17 protein-coding genes are annotated in these 19,291 nt (G+C 73.8%); 11 read left to right on the top strand and 6 right to left on the bottom strand.

The annotated features are described in order from the left end of the window. Window positions 1–27 precede the first annotated feature (27 nt). On the top strand, window positions 28–1,203 hold the full coding sequence (locus tag IE275_RS17260) for a glycosyltransferase (RefSeq protein ID WP_229870307.1): 1,176 nt from the start codon (window positions 28–30) through the stop codon (window positions 1,201–1,203). 9 nt (window positions 1,204–1,212) lie between these two features. Here the strand turns inward: IE275_RS17260 and IE275_RS17255 are convergent, their stop codons facing one another. Beyond that, on the bottom strand, window positions 1,213–2,544 hold the full coding sequence (locus IE275_RS17255) for a TerD family protein (RefSeq protein WP_460116271.1): 1,332 nt from the start codon (window positions 2,542–2,544) through the stop codon (window positions 1,213–1,215). A gap of 299 nt (window positions 2,545–2,843) precedes the next feature. Here IE275_RS17255 and IE275_RS17250 point away from each other — a divergent pair, with 299 nt between their 5' ends. The 4 genes from IE275_RS17250 to IE275_RS17235 all read left to right on the top strand — a co-directional run bounded on the left by IE275_RS17250 (window position 2,844) and on the right by IE275_RS17235 (window position 7,587). After that, on the top strand, window positions 2,844–3,275 hold the full coding sequence (locus tag IE275_RS17250) for a DUF6643 family protein (RefSeq protein ID WP_189712200.1): 432 nt from the start codon (window positions 2,844–2,846) through the stop codon (window positions 3,273–3,275). A 40-nt stretch (window positions 3,276–3,315) separates the two neighbouring features. Then, window positions 3,316–4,140 carry an MOSC domain-containing protein gene (locus IE275_RS17245; RefSeq protein WP_189712199.1) on the top strand — a complete coding sequence of 275 codons (825 nt, stop codon included), beginning with the start codon at window positions 3,316–3,318 and terminating at the stop codon, window positions 4,138–4,140. A gap of 307 nt (window positions 4,141–4,447) precedes the next feature. Continuing rightward, window positions 4,448–5,053 carry an Rv1733c family protein gene (locus IE275_RS17240; RefSeq protein WP_189712198.1) on the top strand — a complete coding sequence of 202 codons (606 nt, stop codon included), beginning with the start codon at window positions 4,448–4,450 and terminating at the stop codon, window positions 5,051–5,053. Window positions 5,054–5,160: 107 nt separating this feature from the next. Beyond that, window positions 5,161–7,587, top strand: coding sequence for a right-handed parallel beta-helix repeat-containing protein (locus IE275_RS17235; protein ID WP_189712197.1), 2,427 nt, complete (start codon window positions 5,161–5,163; stop codon window positions 7,585–7,587). Here IE275_RS17235 and IE275_RS17230 read toward each other — a convergent pair. Continuing rightward, the gene (locus IE275_RS17230; RefSeq protein ID WP_189712196.1) at window positions 7,584–9,893 is read right to left on the bottom strand and encodes a hypothetical protein; all 2,310 of its coding nucleotides are present in this window, start codon (window positions 9,891–9,893) and stop codon (window positions 7,584–7,586) included. The genes IE275_RS17235 and IE275_RS17230 overlap by 4 nt on opposite strands. 302 nt (window positions 9,894–10,195) lie before the next feature. Here IE275_RS17230 and IE275_RS17225 point away from each other — a divergent pair, with 302 nt between their 5' ends. Both IE275_RS17225 and IE275_RS17220 read left to right on the top strand, forming a co-directional pair. Next, window positions 10,196–11,026 carry a DeoR/GlpR family DNA-binding transcription regulator gene (locus tag IE275_RS17225; RefSeq protein WP_189712195.1) on the top strand — a complete coding sequence of 277 codons (831 nt, stop codon included), beginning with the start codon at window positions 10,196–10,198 and terminating at the stop codon, window positions 11,024–11,026. A 56-nt stretch (window positions 11,027–11,082) separates the two neighbouring features. Next, window positions 11,083–11,568: an SRPBCC family protein gene (locus tag IE275_RS17220; protein ID WP_189712194.1), complete on the top strand. Its 486-nt coding sequence runs from the start codon at window positions 11,083–11,085 to the stop codon at window positions 11,566–11,568. Window positions 11,569–11,632: 64 nt separating this feature from the next. Here the strand turns inward: IE275_RS17220 and cds1 are convergent, their stop codons facing one another. Further along, complete coding sequence (cds1, locus tag IE275_RS17215) at window positions 11,633–12,757, bottom strand: L-cysteine desulfhydrase Cds1 (protein WP_189712193.1); 1,125 nt, start codon at window positions 12,755–12,757, stop codon at window positions 11,633–11,635. Window positions 12,758–13,116: 359 nt separating this feature from the next. Here cds1 and IE275_RS17210 point away from each other — a divergent pair, with 359 nt between their 5' ends. Together IE275_RS17210 and IE275_RS17205 are read left to right on the top strand one after the other, a co-directional pair. Beyond that, window positions 13,117–13,440, top strand: a complete 324-nt coding sequence (locus IE275_RS17210) for a hypothetical protein (RefSeq protein WP_189712192.1) — start codon at window positions 13,117–13,119, stop codon at window positions 13,438–13,440. Between the two features lie 186 nt (window positions 13,441–13,626). Next, complete coding sequence (locus IE275_RS17205; protein ID WP_189712191.1) at window positions 13,627–14,163, top strand: ATP-binding protein; 537 nt, start codon at window positions 13,627–13,629, stop codon at window positions 14,161–14,163. Window positions 14,164–14,264: 101 nt separating this feature from the next. On the opposite strand, the gene IE275_RS17200 is transcribed toward IE275_RS17205, so the two are convergent. The 3 genes from IE275_RS17200 to IE275_RS17190 are packed head-to-tail and all read right to left on the bottom strand — an operon-like array spanning window position 14,265 to window position 17,868. Then, window positions 14,265–16,826 (bottom strand): ABC transporter permease, encoded by a 2,562-nt coding sequence (locus IE275_RS17200; RefSeq protein ID WP_189712190.1) that lies wholly within the window; start codon window positions 16,824–16,826, stop codon window positions 14,265–14,267. Beyond that, window positions 16,823–17,572, bottom strand: coding sequence for an ABC transporter ATP-binding protein (locus IE275_RS17195; protein ID WP_189712189.1), 750 nt, complete (start codon window positions 17,570–17,572; stop codon window positions 16,823–16,825). The genes IE275_RS17200 and IE275_RS17195 overlap by 4 nt, the downstream gene beginning before the upstream one ends. Continuing rightward, window positions 17,569–17,868, bottom strand: a complete 300-nt coding sequence (locus IE275_RS17190; protein WP_189712322.1) for an SHOCT domain-containing protein — start codon at window positions 17,866–17,868, stop codon at window positions 17,569–17,571. Before IE275_RS17190 ends, IE275_RS17195 begins: the two co-directional genes overlap by 4 nt. 206 nt (window positions 17,869–18,074) lie before the next feature. On the opposite strand from IE275_RS17190, the gene IE275_RS17185 reads away from it, so the two are divergent. Both IE275_RS17185 and IE275_RS17180 read left to right on the top strand, forming a co-directional pair. Then, window positions 18,075–18,641, top strand: a complete 567-nt coding sequence (locus tag IE275_RS17185) for a TetR/AcrR family transcriptional regulator (RefSeq protein ID WP_229870304.1) — start codon at window positions 18,075–18,077, stop codon at window positions 18,639–18,641. Window positions 18,642–18,651: 10 nt separating this feature from the next. Continuing rightward, window positions 18,652–19,236, top strand: coding sequence for a DUF4865 family protein (locus IE275_RS17180; protein WP_189712187.1), 585 nt, complete (start codon window positions 18,652–18,654; stop codon window positions 19,234–19,236). The last annotated feature ends 55 nt before the right edge of the window (window positions 19,237–19,291 follow it).

Raw genomic sequence — 19,291 nt, 5'->3', positions numbered from 1 at the left:
CCCGGCCGGGTGGGGCAGACTGCGCGGGTGAGCGCCCTTGTGTGGATCGCCGCCGTGTCCCTCGCCGCCTGGCTGTGGCTGTTGCTCTGCCAGGGCTTCTTCTGGCGCACCGACGTGCGGCTGCCGCCCCGGCGGGAGCCGCGGGAGTGGCCGTCGGTCGCTGTCGTCGTCCCCGCGCGCGACGAGGCGCAGGTGCTGCCCGCGAGCCTGCCGTCGCTGCTCGCGCAGGACTATCCGGGGCGGGCGGAGATCTTCCTGGTCGACGACGGCAGCTCGGACGGCACCGGAGAACTGGCGCGCGGTCTCGCGCGGCGGCACGGCGGGCTGCCGCTGACCGTGGACTCGCCGGGCGAGCCGCCCGCGGGCTGGACCGGCAAGCTGTGGGCGGTGCGTCACGGCATCGCGCTGGCACGCGCGCGTGAGCCCGAGTTCCTCCTGCTGACCGACGCGGACATCGCGCACGCCCCGGACAGCCTGCGCGCGCTGGTGGCGGCGGCCCGCACCGGGGGCTTCGACGTCGTCTCCCAGATGGCGCGGCTGCGGATCGAGAGCCGGTGGGAGCGGCTGGTCGTGCCGGCCTTCGTCTACTTCTTCGCGCAGCTGTACCCGTTCCGCCGGATCGGGCGGCGCGGGGCGCGCACGGCGGCCGCGGCGGGCGGCTGTGTCCTGCTGCGCGCCGAGGCGGCGGAGCGGGCGCGGATCCCGGACGCGATCCGGCACGCCGTCATCGACGACGTGGCGCTCGCGCGGGCGGTGAAGGGGAGCGGCGGGCACATCTGGCTGGGGCTGGCCGACCGGGTGGACAGCGTGCGCCCCTACCCCCGGCTGCACGACCTGTGGCGGATGGTCTCGCGCAGCGCCTACGCCCAGCTGCGGCACAGCCCGCCGCTGCTGGCCGGCACGGTGCTCGGCCTCGCCCTGGTGTACCTGGTCCCGCCGGCCGCCCTGTTCGCCGGAGTCGCCCTCGGCGGTACGGCGACGGCGGTGCTCGGGGGGCTGGCGTGGCTGGTGATGACCGGGACGTACGCGCCGATGCTCCGTTACCACCGGCAGCCGCTGTGGCTCGCCCCGCTGCTGCCGTTCACCGCGTTCCTCTATCTCCTGATGACGGTGGACTCCGCGGTGCAGCACTACCGGGGGCGGGGTGCGGCCTGGAAGGGCCGCACCTACGCGCGTCCGGACGCCCTCACCGACGAGGGCTGACGACCCGGCCTATTTGCGGCCCGGTGTCCAGTTCATGCCCCATCCGTAGGCGTAGTCGACGGTCCGCTGGGGGCTCACGCCGCGTTCCGGCACCAGATAGCGGGCTTCGCGCTGGACGATCAGGTCGCCGCCGGTGTGGGTGATCAGTGCCAGCGCGCACACGGTGGAGGGCACGGTGCACTCGTCGAGGGAGAAGTCGATCGGGGCGCCGAACTGGGGGTGGAGGGTGACCGTGGCGTGCAGGTCGGCGAAGGAGCGGGCGCCCTCGTAGACGGTCACGAAGACGAGGATGCGCCGGAAGTCGTTCTTGTGGTCGAGGTTGATGGTGAGGTTCTCGCCGTTCGCCACGGCCCCGCTGCGGTCGTCGCCGTCGAGGTGGATGTACGGCGGCTGGTGCAGGGCGCCGAAGGCGTTGCCGAGGGCCTGGACGACCCCCTTGCGGCCGTCGGCCAGCTCGAACAGGGCGCACAGGTCGAGGTCGAGGTCGTTGTGCAGCGCGACCGCCCGGCCGCGCTTGCTGCCCCACCCCGAGAACTGCTTGCGCACCTCCCAGTTGAGGTTCACGCGCATGGCGCCCGAGGTGCCGCCCTGCTTGGTGAGGGACACCGAGGGGGCGGACTTGGTGAGGGTGACCTTGGTCAGGCGCACCGGCGCGGCGGGCGGCGCCTGGGGCGGGGGCGGCGGGGCGTGGCGCACGGGCGGGGGCACGGTGACCGGCAGAGCGGGCATGGTGGGCTGCTGCGGCACAGGCGTGGAAGCGCCGGTCTGCGGCCTCGGCGGCGCCGGGGGCATCGAGGAGGGCTGGGGCGGCGGCGCGTGCTGCGGTTCGTCCACCGTGATCCCGAAGTCCTTCGCGAGACCCTCCAGGCCGCTGCCGTAGCCCTGTCCGACCGCCCGGAACTTCCAGGCGCCCTGGCGGCGGTAGAACTCCCCGAGGACGAAAGCGGTCTCCACCGTGGCCCCGGTGCTGTCGAACCGGGCGACGACGGCCCCCTGGGCCGCGTCGCGCACCTCGATGGCGAGGTCCGGCACCTGCGCGAAGGTGCCGCCGTCGGCGGACGCGGCGAGGACGATCGTCTCGACCGCGGGCTCCACGCGCGCGAGGTCGACGAACAGGGTGTCGGTCACCCGGCCGCCGGCGTCCCGCTTGCCCTCGTGGCGGACCGCGCCGGAGGAGTGCGCCGGCTGGTTGTAGAAGACGAAGTCGGCGTCCGAGCGAACTTTTCCGGCCACCAGCAGCAGCGCCGAGGCGTCCACATCGGGCACCCCCGGTCCGGCGCGCCTGGCAAGGTCCACCCGCAGCGCCGTCGTCGGCACCGGAACGTTGGACCCCTTCGGCATTGACATGTCCGCCCCCTCGCGTGTCCGTGCACCGGGCCACCCGTCCCGGCACCTCTCGGGTTGTCTACCCGTTCAACCTATTCCGAGGGACGTCACAGGCCCATCCGGAGCACAGGATCGCACCCCGCCGATCCGTGGGTAACCCGCTCGGAACTCGGCTTTTACACGATCAGCACGGAGATTGCCGCCCCTTTTCCCCATGTTCGCTCGCATTGGGGATCCGAGGTCACTGCGGACACGGAAAACAACCCTCTTATCGGTCTCCCCAACCAGCACATCGTGGGCTTAACTTATGTGCCATGACCTCCCCCCGCTCCACTTATGGCGGCTACTACTCCGCCTTCCCGGACACTCCGATCTACGACTCGCTCGTGGCCGAGCGGGGCACCCCGCAGATCGCTCCGATCCGGGTCCCCGCCGCCTACGACACGGGCATGGTCGGCAGCAACCTGCCCGCGTTGCCGTCGGCACTGCCCGCCCTCCCGGCGGCCCCGTCCCAGCCGATGTACGGCTACCCGCAGGCGCAGCAGCCCTCGCCGCTCCAGCAGGCCCCCGCGGCGTACATCCCGCCGCAGGCGACCGCGCCGCGCGGCTACCCGGGCCCGCAGATGCAGCAGCCGCGCCCGGCGGCCCCGATGGGCTACGAGGCGATGCGCCCCGCGGCTCCCCGGCCCGCCGCGCCGCAGTACCAGGACCCGTACAACAACCAGCAGCAGTACCGCGGCTACTGAGCCGACCGGGGGACATCCTGTCACCTGGCAGGATGACTCCATGGGGAACGCGGAACTGCTGTCGATTCACATCCATCCGGTCAAGGCGTTCCGGGGCCAGTCGCCCCGGGAGGCCGTCGTGGAGCCCTGGGGGCTGGCCGGAGACCGACGCTGGGCGCTGATCGACGACGGGGGAAAGGTCGTCACACAACGCCAGCAGCCGCGCCTCGCGCTGGCCGCCGCCGAGCTTCTGCCCGGCGGCGGCCTCCGGCTGTCCGCGCCCGGTCTGGAGCCGCTGACCGTGGCGGTGCCCGAGCCGGGGGACACGGTGTCGATGGAGATCTTCCGGGACAAGGTGGAGGGGGTCCCGGCCGACGCCGCGGCACACGCCTGGTGCAGCGCCCACCTCGGTGCCGAGGTGCGGCTGGTCCACATGGACGATCCCGCGACGCGCCGTCCGGTGGACCCGGAGTACGCGCTGCCCGGGGAGACGGTCACGTTCGCCGACGGATACCCGCTGCTGGTCACCTCGGTCGCGTCGCTGGACGCCCTCAACACGCTGATCGCGCGGGGCGATCACGCCGGTGAGGGGCCGCTGCCGATGAACCGGTTCCGGCCGAACGTGGTCGTGGCGGGCACCGGCCCCTGGGCCGAGGACGGCTGGTCGCGCGTCCGGATCGGCGAGGTCGCCTTCCGGGTCGCCAAGATGTGCGGGCGGTGTGTCGTGACCACCACCGACCAGACCACCGCGGGACGCGGCAAGGAGCCTCTGTACTCCCTGGCCAGGCACCGCCGGATCGACGGCAAGCTGGTCTTCGGCCAGAACCTGGTGCCGCTGTCCCGGGGCACGATCCGGATCGGCGACCCGGTCCACGTCACCGGGTAGCGCCGGCCGGGACGCGGCGCCCGGGCCGGGGCCGGTGTCCGGCGCACCGGCGATCCGGCCGGAACCCGGCCCCGACACCTCCATCACCCCTGCCACCCCTGCCACCCTCGTCACCGAGTGGATCCGGCCGGTGTTCCGGGCGACGCGCCCGGCGAGGGAACCGCCGCCGGGTGCCGGAGCGTTGGGCCGTTCGTGAGGCGTTCGTGAGGGGTCCCGGGCACAGGTGATTTCGCTCTCTCTTTGACGGGACGCGCGCGTGAACGGCTCCACGGGGGGTTATCACGGAGCGGGAAGGGGGTGCGGGACGGTGCGAGCGATCGGCGGTATCTGGCGCTGGCGGCACAACCCGCTGCGCCGAACGACGGATCTGGTCGAGGCGTGGGTGGCGCTGACCGCGTTGCTCCTGATCCTCCTCGTCGCCCCCGTGGTGGGCTCGGTGGTCGGCGCGGTCGCGCAGGACGCCCTCCAGCGGTCGGTCCACGAGCAGCACCGCTCCCGCCATGTGGTCACGGCCACCGTGGTGCGGAAGGTGGACGGTTCACCGCTGGAGGCGGACCCGGAGGCGACCTCCGGCCGGGACGCCCGCAGCCGGGTCGTCGCCGGCTGGACCGCCCCGGACGGCACCACACGGCAGGGCAGGGTCCTGGCGAGCCTCAAAACCCCCCACCGGGGCGACCGGTTCGAGATATGGACGGACGCCCACGGCACCCTGGTGGCCCGCCCCCTGGACTCCGCGACGGCGACGACACACGCCGTACTCGCCGGATTCGGCGCCGCGCTGCTGACCGCGGGTACGGTCGAGGGCAGCCGGCGGGTGATCGTCTGGCGCATGGTCCGCCGCCGGTACGCCCGTTGGGACCAGGCATGGGACCGCGCGGGTCCGGACTGGGGCCGTACCGGTACGGGCAGCTGACAGCCTTATGTCTCTGGTCAACCCAGCGCCCGTGCGCACGCTACGGTGGTCCGGCCGAACGATGAGGCATCAACCCGCGTACGACGAGGTGGGGGCACAGCAACGCCATGGCACAGGGCACGGTCCAGGTGACGCACACCGGCACATCGAGGTGGCGCCGCCGCACGGGTGAGTACGCATCGCTCGCCGCCGCCCTGGAGGCCGCGGCCGAGGGCGACGTCCTCACCATCGCTCCCGGCACCTACCGGGAGAACCTCGTCGTACAGCGGTCGGTGACCCTGCGCGGCCCCGAGGGCTCCCCCGGCTCCGTGCGGATCGCGCCCGCGGACGGAGTGCCGCTGACCGTCCGCGCCTCGGCCGTGGTCCAGGACCTGTACGTGGAGGGCCAGGACGCGGCCGCGCCCGCGGTGCTGGTCGAGGAGGGCACGCCGGAGCTGCTGGACGTACGGATCGTCACCCGCTCGGCGGCCGGCATCGAGGTGCGCGGCAGCGCGCGGCCGACCGTCCGCCGGTGCACCGTGGACAACCCCGCGGGCATCGGCATCGCCGTGGCCGACGGGGGCGGCGGGGTCTTCGAGGAGTGCGAGGTCGTCGCCGCCGGGCAGGCGGGGGTGACGGTGAGCGGGGGCGCGCACCCCCGGCTGGAGCGCTGCCGGGTGCACCACGCCTCGGGCCCCGGTCTGAGCGCCACCGGGGAGAACTCCCAGCTGGAAGCCGTGGGATGCGAGGTCTACGAGGTCCGGGGCAGCGGGGTGCAGATCACCGCCCGGGCCAGCGCGCACCTCACGGACTGCGATGTGCACCGCACCGCGGCCGACGGCGTCACACTCGACACGGACGCCGTGCTCACCCTGGCTGACTGCCGCATCCACGACATCCCGGAGAACGCGGTCGACCTGCGCTCCCGCTCGGTCCTGACGCTGACCCGCACGACGGTGCGTCAGTTCGGGCGCAACGGCCTGTCGGTGTGGGACCCGGGCACCCGGGTGGACGCCAACCAGTGCGAGATCTTCGACAGCACCGGCGACTACCCGGCCGTCTGGGTCAGCGACGGCGCGACCGCCGTCCTCGACTCCTGCCGGGTGCACGACGTGCCGGACGCCCTGTTCGTCCTGGACCGGGGCTCGCGCGCCGACGTGGTCGACAGCGACCTGTCCCAGGTGCGCAACACGGCCGTGTCGGTGAGCGACGGCGCGACCGCCCAGCTCGACGACTGCCGGATCCGGGACGCGGCGACCGGCGCGTGGTTCCGTGACCACGGCAGCGGCGGCACCCTCAACAACTGCACGGTGGACGGCACACAGACCGGAGTCATCGTCACCAAGGGCGCCGACCCCACCGTGGAGCGCTGCACGGTCGACTCCCCCGCCGAGGCCGGCTTCTATGTGTCGGCGGGCGGCCGGGGCACCTTCCTGAACTGCCGGGTGACCAACAGCGGCGGCTACGGCTTCCACGTGATAGACGGTTGCCGTACGACCCTGCGCCGATGCCGTACGGAACGCTGCGCGCGCGGGGGATACGAGTTCGCGGAGGGCGCGGACGCGCCGCCCGGTTCGGGGTCCGTGGTCGAGGACTGCGCGAGCGACGAGAGCGCCGGGGTGCGGGAGACGGCCGCGCAGAGCACCGCGCCCTCGACGGGGCTGGTCTTCGGTGCCCTGCCCGAGCAGCGGCTGACCGCGCCCGAGCCCGTGCCGGCCACCGCGGCCGGGGCGGACGAGTCGGCGCGGACCTCCAAGGACGTGCTGGGCGAACTCGACGCGCTGGTGGGCCTGGAGAGCGTCAAGCGCGAGGTGCGGGCGCTGACCGACATGATCGAGGTGGGCCGGCGCCGGCAGCGGGCGGGCCTGAAGGCGGCCTCGGTCAAGCGGCATCTGGTCTTCACCGGCTCCCCCGGCACCGGCAAGACCACGGTCGCCCGTCTCTACGGCGAGATCCTCGCCTCGCTGGGCGTGCTGGAGAAGGGGCATCTCGTCGAGGTGTCCCGGGTCGACCTGGTCGGCGAGCACATCGGGTCCACGGCGATCCGCACCCAGGAGGCGTTCCAGCGGGCGCACGGCGGAGTGCTGTTCATCGACGAGGCGTACGCGCTGTCGCCGGAGGACGCGGGGCGGGACTTCGGCAAGGAGGCCATCGACACGCTCGTGAAGCTGATGGAGGACCACCGTGACTCGGTGGTGGTGATCGTCGCGGGCTACACGGCGGAGATGGAGCGCTTCCTGACGGTCAACCCCGGAGTGGCGTCCCGTTTCTCGCGGACCATCACCTTCGGGGACTACGGCCCCGAGGAACTGCTGCGGATCGTGGAGCAGCAGGCCGAGGAGCACGAGTACCGGCTGGCGCCGGGCACCACCGACGCCCTGCTGAAGTACTTCGGCGAGTTCCCCAAGGGCCCCGCCTTCGGCAACGGCCGTACCGCGCGCCAGACCTTCGAGGCGATGGTGGAACGTCACGCGGGCCGTGTCGCCCAGGTCGCGGAACCCAGCACGGACGACCTGACCCTGCTGTTCCCGGAGGACCTGCCCGAGCTGCCCTAGCTCTCCGCACCCGTGCGCGCCGCGGGGACCTCCGGGCGCAGGCGGGCCAGCAGGCGCTCGCGTTCGTCGGCGAAGGCGGGGTCCGCCTGGTAGTCGGAGTGGCCGAGGAGGGGGCCGGGCAGGGGGTGGGCCTCCGTGCGGCCGTAGGCCAGGGGGTCCGCGAGCGGCGGGTGATCGACCACGGGGCCGCAGTCGTCGCCGGACAGCCGTACCGGACCGCCGATGGGGTCGGTGAGCCGGTACAGGTTGCGCCAGCAGTCGATGTCCCGGTGCAGGGCGGCGAGCGCGGCGGGTCCGAAGTGGGCCGGGAACCAGCGGCCGTAGAGGCGCTCGATCGGGGAGCCGTAGGTGAGCAGGGCGACGCGGGCGCGGTCGGAGGGCTTCAGCTGCCAGGCCGCGGCGGCGGCGAGGACGCTGCCCTGGGAGTGGCCGGAGATCACCAGGCGTCCGCGGGTGGCCCGGGTCCAGGTGGCCATCCGCCAGGTGAGGTCGGGCACCGCGCGCTCGGCGTAGCAGGGCGGGGCGAAGGGGTGGGCGGCGCGCGGCCAGAACGTGCCGACGTCCCAGAGGATGCCGATGGTCCGCCGGGCGGCGGCGTCCTTGTAGGCGCGCCGGCCCCAGGTGACGAACAGTATGAAGCCGAGGCCGATCAGCCAGGAGCCGAGCGCCTGCGCGGTCTGGGCGGCGCCCTGGACGAAGGCCGGGGCGCCCTCCGTGGCGCGGACCGGTGTCCGGCCCGTGCCGAAGGCGCCGGCGAGCGCGCCGGCGCCCAGCAGCAGGGTCGCGGCGGAGGTGACGCCGACGACGAGCGGGCCGCGGTCGGTGAGCGTGGCCATGGCACGGGCCCGGGCGATACGGCCGGTGCGGGCCGGGTCGCCGGGATCGGCGTCGTACTCGCGGGCGACCGCCTCGCGCTCGGCGCGGGTCAGCCGCCAGGTGCTCCGGCCGAGCAGGGCGCACAGGATCAGCAGGACGGCGAGCAGGACGGGAATCACCGAGGCCTGCCAGGTCAGCAGGACCGGTGGCCCGTCGAGGAAGGTTCCGGTGCCGTCCAGCCAGTCCGACACCCGCTGGGACACGCCGCCGGACATCACCCCGCCGAGGGCGCACGCCAGCATGGCGACCGCGGGCCCGCCGAGCCCGCGCAGCGCGGAACGCCCGCCCGAGGCTCCGGGGACGGGGCCGTCGCCCCCGGCACGGTGCAGCGTGTGGGCGACCGCCGCGAGAGCGAGCACGACCACGCCCTGGGCGAGAGCGATCGTGCCGAACGTCGTGTCTCCCGGGAGGCGTCCCCCCGACTGCCAGCCCGGTCGGGCCCAGCCGGCGTACCCGAGGGTGAGGGCGAGGAGGACGAGGGTGGCGAGCGGGAGGCGCCGGACGAGGTGGGCGTCCAGCCGGCGGTCCAGGCGGCGCTCGCTGCGGCCGCGGCGGCACACCACCCAGATCACGGCCAGCGCGCCGCAGGCCAGCGCTCCTTCCAGGGACCGGCCGAGCAGGTCGAGGAGCACCGGGCCGCCCGGCCGGCGGTCCTCGCGTGCCGCCGCCGTACCGACCGCCGCGGCCACCGTCAGCAGGCCCGCCGCGGTGTGCGCCGCCCGCAGCCGGGCGACCAGGCGGCGGCCGTACCAGAAGCCGGGGCGGCTCAGGGCGGTGTGGCCGGGGCCGTTCTCCGGTTCGGGCGTGCGGTCGAGGGGTTCCTGGGACTCGTACGCCCGCCAGGTGCGGTGGGACAGGTACCAGAGGAGGCCGGTCAGCGCGGTCGGGACCAGGGCGGCGAGGGCGAGGCGGCGTCCGGGCGCGCTCCACCAGCCGCCGTCCGAGACGTCGGGCGAGAGGAAGCCCAGCCAGGAGTGGCGCTCGGCGCACGCGCGTGTGCCCGCGCACTGCCAGGCCGTGAGGTCGAGGGCGACCTCGCAGGCCGCGGCGACCAGCAGCACCGTCAGGCTCAGCCCGGCCAGGCGCACGAGCAGTCCGTACAGACGGACCGCGCGGGTGCCCTCCCGGGCCGCCGGGCGCATCCAGTGGGCCAGGTTGACCACCATGAACGGCAGCAGCAACAGCCACAGCGCCCGGGTGCCGTTCCCGGAGGTGAGGTTGGACCAGACGTAGGCCTCGGGGACGGGCCGGTCGTGGTGAGCGGCCGCGCCGTCCGGCCCGGCGTCGTCGACGCGCCGGTACACCGCCGCCGTGTCGTCGCCGGTGATCCGCACCGTGCGCGGATCGTTCAGCATCTTCTCGGGCGTGGCCCCGCCCACGCCGTGGACCAGCAGTTCCAGGGCCTCTCCGCCCTGAGAGGATCGTTCCACCGTTCGCACTTCCCCCGTGACACGCCGTCGACATGTGTCCGTGCGGGCACAGGATCTCCGCTCCGGGGGCGACTTACACCTCTCGTCACCGAATCTCCGCCTGTCCGTGTGACGGGAGGTGACCGAACCGTGGGACGGAAGCCGATCACCCCTCGGAATGGCATGCACGCGTCGGGGCGGTGGGACGGCTCGGGCGCTCCCGTGCAAGGATGGGACGCCCGCGCACCGTGGCCAGGGAGAACATCCTCGTCGCAGCAGGTGGGCGGGCCTGTTGAACGTGTGAGGAAAGGACCGGAGCGTACGTGAGCGAGAATCAGAACCTCCTCGCGGAGCAGCGCCGCGCCCTGATCCTGGACGAGGTCCGGCGCCGTGGGGGCGTCCGTGTCAACGAGCTGACCCGCAAGCTCGGCGTGTCGGACATGACGGTGCGCCGCGATCTCGACGCGCTGGCCCGTCAGGGTGTTCTGGAGAAGGTGCACGGAGGTGCGGTACCGATCGTGGAGGCCAGCACCCACGAGCCGGGCTTCGAGGCGAAGTCAGGCCTGGAGCTGACCGCCAAGGAGGACATCGCGCGGGCCGCCGCCGAGCTGGTCGCGCCGGGCAGCGCGATCGCCCTGTCGGGCGGTACGACGACGTACGCGCTGGCGCACCAGCTGGTGGACGTGCCGGACCTGACCGTCGTGACCAACTCGGTGCGGGTGGCGGACGTCTTCCATGTCGCGCAGCGCACCTCGGGCCCGCGTCAGGGCGCGGCCACGGTGGTCCTGACCGGCGGGGTGCGCACCCCGTCCGACTCGCTGGTGGGGCCGGTCGCCGACCAGGCGATCAAGGCGCTCCACTTCGATCTGCTGTTCCTCGGTGTGCACGGGATATCCGCCGAGGCGGGCCTGTCGACGCCGAACCTGGCGGAGGCCGAGACCAACCGCCGGCTGGTGCAGTCGGCGCGCCGGGTCGTGGTCGTCGCCGACCACACCAAGTGGGGTGTGGTGGGCCTGAGTTCGTTCGCCGAGCTGGAGCAGGTCGACACGCTGGTGACGGACGCCGGCCTGCCGGGCGCGGCCCGCGCGGAGATCGCCGAGCATCTGCGTCGGCTGGTGGTGGCGGGCGAGCCCGATGAGGGTGCAGACATCTGACGGACCGGCCGTTAGGGTGACGCACCCGTTTTCCTCGCCGCGAGGAGGTTGCGCGTATGGCCCGCCGACTGCGCCCCGAAGGGCTCGACTTCGTCGGAACCGCTCCCGTACGGCTGGTCTTCGCCCGTGAGGTGGTCGCTTCCCCGGAGCGGGTCTTCGAGGCGCTCGCGCGGGACGTGCCCGGCTGGGCCGAGTGGTTCCCCGCGGTGACCTCCGCCCAGCCGCTGGACGGCGGCTCGGCCCGGGACGTGCGGCTGCGGGGCGGTACGCGCTTCCGCGAGACGGTGCTCGCGGCCGAGGCGGCCGGAGCGGCCTGCGTGTACGCCTATCGGGTGGACGTCACCAACGTCCCGGCCGTCCGGGCCCTGGTCGAGGAGTGGCGGCTCACTCCGGCGGGCGCCGGGACCCGGGTGCAGTGGACGTTCGCGGCGGACGGCCCGGCCGTGTTCCGGGCCGGGCTGCGGCTGGCCCGGCCCGGACTGGGGCGGTCCTTCCGGGGCGCGGTGACGGCACTGGACCGGCGGCTCAGGACAGCGGGGTAGCACCGAGGCCGGGCATCGTCCCGCCGGCACCGGCCTCCGCTCGCTCCCGGCCCGGCCGCCCGGCTCATTCCGGCCAGACGCCCGTCGCCAGCAGGGAGTCGATCGCCGCGGTGTACGGGGCGATGTCCAGGCCCTGTTCGGCCAGCCAGGTGTCGGAGTAGTACTTGTCGAGATAGCGGTCCCCCGGGTCGCACAGCAGGGTGACCACGCTGCCGCGGCGCCCCTGCGCGACCATCTCGGCGACGATCTTGAGCGCGCTCCACAGCCCGGTGCCGGTCGAACCGCCCGCCTTGCGGCCGATGGCCTGTTCCAGCGCGCGGACGGCGGCGACACTGGCCGCGTCGGGGACCTTCATCATCCGGTCGATGGCGCCGGGCACGAAGCTGGGCTCCATCCGGGGCCGGCCGATGCCCTCGATACGGGAGCCGCAGTCGCAGGTGACGTCGGGATCGCCGCTGGTCCAGCCCTCGAAGAAACAGGAGTTGTCCGGGTCGGCGACACAGATGCGGGTGTCGCGCTGGGTGTAGTGGACGTAGCGGGCGAGGGTCGCCGAGGTGCCGCCGGTGCCGGCCGTGGCCACGATCCACGCGGGCTCCGGGAACCGCTCCAACTCCAGCTGCCGGAAGATGGATTCGGCGATGTTGTTGTTGCCGCGCCAGTCCGTGGCCCGTTCGGCGTAGGTGAACTGGTCCATGTAGTGGCCGCCGGTGTCCGCCGCGAGACGGGCGGACTCCTCGTACATCGTGCGGGAGTCGTCGACGAAGTGGCAGCTCCCGCCGTGGAACTCGATGAGGCGGATCTTCTCGGCGCTGGTGGTGCGCGGCATGACGGCGATGAAGGGCACGCCGATCAGCTTGGCGAAGTACGCCTCGGAGACGGCCGTGGAGCCGCTGGACGCCTCGATCACCGGGCGGCCCGGCCGGATCCAGCCGTTGCAGAGGCCGTAGAGGAAGAGGGAGCGGGCCAGGCGGTGCTTGAGGCTGCCGGTCGGGTGGGTCGACTCGTCCTTGAGGTACAGGTCGATGCCCCAGCGGTCCGGGAGGGGGAAGCGCAGCAGATGGGTGTCGGCCGAACGGTTGGCGTCGGCCTGGACCCGGCGGACGGCTTCTTTCAGCCAGCCGCGGTAGGCGGCGTCGCTGTGGTCGACGTCGAGGGTGGCACCGGTCCGGGTCTGCTGAGGGGTGGTCACGGCGGGGCTCCTTCGCACTTCGCGCAAACGGCGTGTCGCGCGGCCGACACACCGATCATAGGCACCTTCCGTACCGCTTCTCACCTGCATAAACACACCTTTGAGGGCCTCAAAGGCGACGCTGGGGGGCGGGCGTGGACAGCCGGGGGGCGCATTCGCGCGAATGCTCCCCCGGCGCGGACCGGCCCGGCGTGCGTACTGGTGCTCGACGCCCGGCGCGGGCAGACTGCACCGGGCGGGGCGAAACTCCCGGACCGGGCGAAAGCCCCTGGGCGGGAGCGGGTCCCGCACGGGGGCGCACACGGAATCACGGACACGAGTTCGATCGGCGGAGGACGACCGCGAGGGGGCGGAGAGGCATGGCGGAGCCGGAGTTCACGGCGACGGGCGTGCGGATCGGGAAGCGGCTGCGCTCGCTCACCCGGGCCGGGCAGGTGCGGATCAGCGGCGGCAGGCTGGAGCTGCTCACCAGCTACGGCAGCGAGATCGACAGTGCGCCGGTGCAGGCGGTCCGCGCCTCCCGGCCCTGGTTCGCCCCGGAGGACCGGGCGCTGGCCGACCTGAACGGCAACCGGTACCTGCTGACCCTCGGCGACCACGACCCGGCCCCCGGCGAGCCCGGCCCGCCCGCGGCCCGCCGGTTCATCGAAGCCGTGCGGAAGGCCGCGGGCCGGCGCCGCTGACGCGGCGCGAGTTGCGCAGTCGTATCCCCTGAGTCACGCTGTTCTCACGTCACTCTGGGTTTACCGGCGATAACGCTGCGAACCAGCCCCGCCGGCCACGACAGCAGGCGGCCGCCTTGCGCAGCAGCTCTGCTCGATCGATCCGAACTCCGTGTTCTTCCGGACCTCAGTCGGGGAGTCGCAGCCGTGATCAGCAACCCAAGCAGGCACTGCACGGTGGAGCTCCAAGCCCTGCCGTCGCGGATCGGCCAGGTCCGCAGAATCGTATCGGCGCAGTTGCGCTACTGGCATCTGGATCCCTTGATAGACCGGGCCGCGCTCGGTGTGACGGAGCTGTTGACCAACGTCCACCGGCACGCCGAGCCCGACAAGTTGTGCGTCGTGGAGATGGAGGTGCTGCTCGACCGGCTCACCGTCTCCGTCCGGGACCACGATCCGCGGCTTCCGGTGGTCGGGGCCGTCGACGAGGAGGCGCTCGCCACCTGCGGGCGCGGGCTCGCGATGGTGGCCGCGGTGAGCGAGAGCTGGGGCGCGCGGCCGGACGGCGAGTCCGGCAAGGTCGTCTGGTTCACGCTGCCCGCGGCGGTCTCCCCGCCGGAGCGGGTGGCCCGTCCGCCGCGCCGTACGCCCCGGGAACAGGTCGCGCCGCGGTTCGCGGAGGTCGTCTCCGTGGACGCGCACCGGCCCGCGCATGCTCCCGCCCGGTCCGCCGTCGTCGGCTGACCGGGCGGTGACCTGGCCTGAGGGTGCGGGTCGTGCCACGGTGCGGCCCGCCCTTCGGGGGCCGGTCACCACGCGGCACGACCGGTGCGCCCGGGTGCCGGTCATTCCGTGGCGATGGCCCGCAGGACGTCCAGCCGGGCGGCCCGCCGGGCCGGGCGCAGGCCCGCGAGGGCGCCCGCCGCGAGGCCCACCAGGGCCACCACGGCGAGCTGGGCGGGCGGCACGGCGAAGGCGAAGGAGCTGTCGCTCGCCCCGTCGGAGGCGCGGACCAGGACCCAGCCCAGGAAGGCGCCGAGCACCAGTCCGCCCGCCGTGCCGAACGCGGCGACCAGCACCGACTCCCAGCGGACCATGGCCCGCAGCTGGGACCGGGTCTGGCCGACGGCCCGCAGCAGCCCCAGTTCGCGGGTGCGCTCGTGGACGGCCAGAGTCAGCGTGTTGGCGATGCCGAGCAGCGCGATGAGGACGGCGAGGGCGAGCAGGGCGTAGACGAGCGTGAGCATCATGTCGATGCCGCCCGCCGAGGACGCGGCGTACTCGTCGCGGGTCTGGACCTCGGGGTTGCCGTACCGCTCGGCGACCTTTTCGACCGCCGCCTCGCCGGCGCTCGTGGCCACACCGTCCTTGAAGGAGACGGCGACCAGCGTGTCCGCGTCCTGGGTGCGGTGCGGGGCCCAGGCGGCGCGGGTGACGACGTAGTCGCCGGCGAGCTCGGAACGGCCGTAGACCGCGCGGACGGTGAAGGTCCGCCGTTCGCCGTCGGTGAAGGTGAGGCGGGCCGTGTCGCCGAGGTGGAGGCCCCGCCGGTCGGCCTCCTGCCCGGTGAGGGCGAGGCCGTCGGTGCCGAGGTCGCGCAGGGAGCCCCGCACCTCGCCGAGGTCGAAGGTCCGTTCCAGTGCCACCGGGTCGGTGACGGTCAGCGCCCGTCCCGCGCCGTCCACCTCGGCGACCCCGCGCCCGAGTCCGACGGCGGTGTCGACCTCCGGGAGGGCGGCGATCGCGGGGGCCAGTTTCGGGCTGAGGCCGCTGCCGCCGGCGCCGAAGGACGGGGTGCTGACGGCGACGTCGCCCGCGAAGGAGCGGGAGACGGTCTGGTCCATGGTCGCCTTGAGCGAGGCCCCGAACACGGTGAACAGGGCGACCACGGCCACGCCGATCATCAGCGCGCTCGCGGTGGCGGCGGTCCGCCCGGGGCTGCGCAGGGCGTTGCGCCGGGCGAGCCCGCCGGTGACACCCCGGAGCCGTTCGAGGGGGGCGCCGAGCACCCGCACGGCCGTACCGGAGGCGACCGGGCCGAGGACGACGAAGGCGGCCAGGGCCAGGACGGCGCCGACGCCGGCCGGCCAGACGGACGGGGAGACCAGCACGCCGGTGAGGGTCATCGCGAGGGCGAGGGCGAGCAGGCCGGCTCCGGTGACCGCGCGCGGGCGGGAGGCGCCGGAGGTGTCGACGGCGGTCTCGCGCAGCGCGGCCAGCGGGGCGGTGCGCCCGGCGCGTACGGCGGGCAGGAGCGCGGAGCCGACGCAGACCAGGACGCCGACCGCCAGCGGCAGGGTGAGCGACAGGATGCCGATCACCAGGTCCCCCTCGGGGAACGGGAATCCGATGGCCGGGAACAGGGCCTGGAGGCCGGCCGCGATGCCGATGCCGCCCGCGAGTCCGGCCGCGGAGGCGATCACGGCGACCGCGCCCGCCTCGACGAGGGTCGCGGCGGTGACCTGACGCCGGGAGGCGCCGAGCGCGCGCAGCAGGGCGTTGTCCCGGGTGCGCTGGGCGACGACGATCGCGAAGGTGTTGTGGATGGAGAAGGTCGCGACGAGCAGGGCGACCCCGGAGAACACCAGCAGGAACGTGGTGAAGATCGTCAAAAACTGGCTGGCGATCATGTCGGTGTTCTCCTGCGCGGCCTGTCGGCCGGTGATGGCCTCGACTCCGTGTGGCAGTACGGGAGTCAGCCGGTCGACGAGCTGCGACCCGCTCACGCCGGGTTCGGCCCGCACCACGATGCTCGCGGCCAGGCCGGGCCGGGCGGTGAGGTACTTCTCGGCGTCGGCGCGGGTCAGCCCGGTGAACGTCACCTGGGCCATGCCGTCCTCGCCGCCGAAGGTCGCGAGGCCGACGATCGTCACCCGCACCGGGTCCGGCGTCCTGAGGGTGGTGGTGTCGCCGATCCCCAGGCCGCCCTTGTCGGCGGCGCCGCGGTTGACGACGACCTCGCCGGAGCGGGCGGGGGCACGGCCCTCGGCGAGCCGGTAGGGATTGAGCTTCGGATCGGTGATCCAGTTGCCGGCGAGGGTGGGCGGGCCCTGGCCGCCGATCGGCTCGCCGTCGCGGCCGACGAGCTGGCCCGCGCCCTGGATGTCCGGGGCGGCGGCCGCCACGCCGGGGACCGCCTCGACGGCCGTGACCAGGGAGGTGGGCACGGGGGCTCGCACGCCCTGGCTCTCGCCGGGGGTGGTGACGGCGTCGGCGCCCCGGACCACCGCGTCCGTGCCGGCGGTCGCGCTGCCGAACATCGAGTCGAAGCTCGCGCGCAGGGTGTCGCCCATGACGAGGGTGCCGGCCAGGAAGGCCACGCCGAGGAAGACGGCGAGGAAGGTCCCGGCGAAGCGGCGCCGGTGGGCGCGGAGCGAGGACAGGCTGAGGCGGACGGCGGTCCTCATGACGGCACCTCGAAGGCTTTCATGCGGTCCAGGACGCGGTCGGCGGTCGGGGACTCCATCCGGTCGACGAGGCGTCCGTCGGCAAGGAAGACGACCTCGTCGGCGTGGGCGGCGGCCACCGGGTCGTGGGTGACCATGACGACCGTGCGGCCGGTCTCGCGCACGGTCCGGGCGAGCAGCCCGAGCACCTCTCCGCCGGAGCGGGAGTCGAGGTTGCCGGTGGGCTCGTCGGCGAAGACGACATCGGGGCGGCCGGCGAACGCCCGGGCCACGGCGACCCGCTGCTGCTGGCCGCCGGAGAGTTCCGAGGGCCGGTGGCGGAGCCGGTCGCGCAGTCCGACGACGTCGATCAGGGCGTCGATCCGCTCCCGCTCGCCCCGCTCGCCCGCGAGGTCCAGCGGCAGCCGGATGTTCTCCTCGACGGTGAGGGTGGGCACCAGGTTGAACGCCTGGAAGACGAAGCCGACCCGGTCGCGGCGCAGCAGTGTCAGACGGCGGTCGTCGAGGGTGCCCAGCTCGGTGTCGCCGATGTGGGCGGTGCCGGAGGTGAGCGTGTCCAGGCCGGCTGCGCAGTGCATCAGGGTGGACTTGCCGGAGCCCGACGGGCCCATGATCGCGGTGAAGCGTCCGGCCGGAAAGGCCACGCTCACCCCGTCCAGGGCCCGTACGGCGGTGTCGCCGACGCCGTAGACCTTCACGGCGTCGACGACCCGGGCGGCAGTCCGGGTGGCGGTCGCGGTCGTCATGCCGCACCACCCTTGCGGTCGAACCGGTCGAACCGGCCGAACTGCTCGTCCAGGACGGACAGCCGGCGCCAGTACTCGTCCTCGTCGATCTCGCCGGAGGCGAAGCGCCGGCCGAGGACCGCCAGGGGCGAGTCGCCGGTGGGGCGCGCGTCCACCGTGTTCCACGGGCCGCGGCGGCCGCGCCACACCGTGCGGCGCAGGAACGTGACGACGCCGACGACGACGGCCGCCCAGATCAACGGGAGGAACAGGATCCACGGGCCGGGGCCGCCGTCCCAGTTCGCCAGGGTGTTCATCTCGGTCATCTCCTCGGTGAGGTCTTCCGTCTTCCGTTACGCCTCGACCGTCCCGCGCGCAGGGGGTCCGGGTCGTCGTACGGCCAGCGGCAGTGCGGATACCTCCCGGGGAGTAGACGGGAGCGTGCGGCATGCTCCCGTGCTCCCTCTCGTGCCCTCTCTCGCGCCCTCCCGTTTCTGTAACTACTAGTATGTACAGTGGCTTCATGACGACGTCGGAGCGACTGATCGAGTCCACCCGGGAACTGCTCTGGGAACGCGGGTACGTGGGCACCAGCCCCAAGGCGATCCTGGAGCGGGCGGGCGCCGGGCAGGGCAGCATGTACCACCACTTCAAGGGCAAGCCCGATCTCGCGCTGGCCGCGATCCGGCGGACCGCCGAGGAGTTGCGCGCCGGTGCCGCGGGAGTGCTCCACGGGCCGGGCACCCCGTACGAGCGCATCGAGGCGTACCTGACGCGCGAGCGCGAGGTGCTGCGCGGCTGCCCGATCGGGCGGCTGACGATGGATCCGGACGTCGTCGCGAGCGAGGAGTTGCGCGAGCCGGTCGACGAGACCCTCGACTGGCTCCGTGAACAGCTCGCCGGGATCGTCGAAGAGGGCAAGGAGCAGGGGCAGTTCGGCCCCGAGCTGGACGGGGAGGCGATCGCCGCGACCGTCGTCGCCACCGTGCAGGGCGGCTATGTCCTGGCCCGCGCCTCCGGCTCGCCCGCCGACTTCGACGCGGGCGTCCGGGGCCTGCTCGGCCTGCTCGCACCCCGCTCCGCCGTCTAGGAGGCCCGACATGCATGCCATGCAGTACGAGTTGACGCTGCCCGCCGACTACGACATGGGCGTCGTCCGCGCGCGCGTGGCCCGTGTCGGGCATCTGCTGGACGACTGGGAGGGCCTCGGGATCAAGGCGTACCTGGTGCGTGAGCGCGGGGTGCACGGCTCGCCGGTGAACCAGTACGCGCCGTTCTACCTGTGGAACACCGTGGAGGGCATGAACGCCTTCCTCTGGGGAGGCCCGTTCCAGGGGCTGAGCGACGACTTCGGGCGCCCGGTGGTCCGGCAGTGGACCGGGCTGGCCCACCACGAGGGCGTGGCCACGGGTGCGCCCGCCCGGTTCGCCGTACGGCGGCGCCGGCCGGTGCCGGACGGGGTGGTGCTGTCCGAGGTGGCGCGGGAGGCGGTGGCGGAGGCCGGGCGGCTGGCGCGGGAGGACGGCGCGGTGCTCGCCGCGGCGGCCGTGGACACCAGCCGCTGGGAGACCGTGCACTTCTCGCTGTGGGAGCACGCCACGCCGAAGGCGGACGGCGACCTGTTCCAGGTCCTGCACCTGTCCGCGCCGGGGCGGGGCGCCCTCCCCGGGGGCCCTCAGGGGTGACGGCCGTGCGGACCGCGCTCGGGGACGTACCGGCCTGGGGTCGTGTCCGATCGGG

It is taken from the genome of Streptomyces phaeofaciens, assembly GCF_014648915.1.
Classification (GTDB): Bacteria; Actinomycetota; Actinomycetes; order Streptomycetales; family Streptomycetaceae; genus Streptomyces; species Streptomyces phaeofaciens.
Note: the sequence above shows the minus strand (reverse complement) of the source record. Positions and strands in the feature narration are given on the sequence as shown.

Bases quoted from the DNA above. Each gene is read 5' to 3' on its own strand.
- IE275_RS17255 (WP_460116271.1), bottom strand. From the start codon at position 2,544: ATGCCGAAGGGGTCCAACGTTCCGGTGCCGACGACGGCGCTGCGGGTG.
- IE275_RS17250 (WP_189712200.1), top strand. From the start codon at position 2,844: ATGACCTCCCCCCGCTCCACTTATGGCGGCTACTACTCCGCCTTCCCG.
- IE275_RS17245 (WP_189712199.1), top strand. From the start codon at position 3,316: ATGGGGAACGCGGAACTGCTGTCGATTCACATCCATCCGGTCAAGGCG.
- IE275_RS17235 (WP_189712197.1), top strand. From the start codon at position 5,161: ATGGCACAGGGCACGGTCCAGGTGACGCACACCGGCACATCGAGGTGG.
- IE275_RS17220 (WP_189712194.1), top strand. From the start codon at position 11,083: ATGGCCCGCCGACTGCGCCCCGAAGGGCTCGACTTCGTCGGAACCGCT.
- IE275_RS17210 (WP_189712192.1), top strand. From the start codon at position 13,117: ATGGCGGAGCCGGAGTTCACGGCGACGGGCGTGCGGATCGGGAAGCGG.
- IE275_RS17200 (WP_189712190.1), bottom strand. From the start codon at position 16,826: ATGAGGACCGCCGTCCGCCTCAGCCTGTCCTCGCTCCGCGCCCACCGG.
- IE275_RS17195 (WP_189712189.1), bottom strand. From the start codon at position 17,572: ATGACGACCGCGACCGCCACCCGGACTGCCGCCCGGGTCGTCGACGCC.
- IE275_RS17190 (WP_189712322.1), bottom strand. From the start codon at position 17,868: ATGAACACCCTGGCGAACTGGGACGGCGGCCCCGGCCCGTGGATCCTG.
- IE275_RS17185 (WP_229870304.1), top strand. From the start codon at position 18,075: ATGACGACGTCGGAGCGACTGATCGAGTCCACCCGGGAACTGCTCTGG.
- IE275_RS17180 (WP_189712187.1), top strand. From the start codon at position 18,652: ATGCATGCCATGCAGTACGAGTTGACGCTGCCCGCCGACTACGACATG.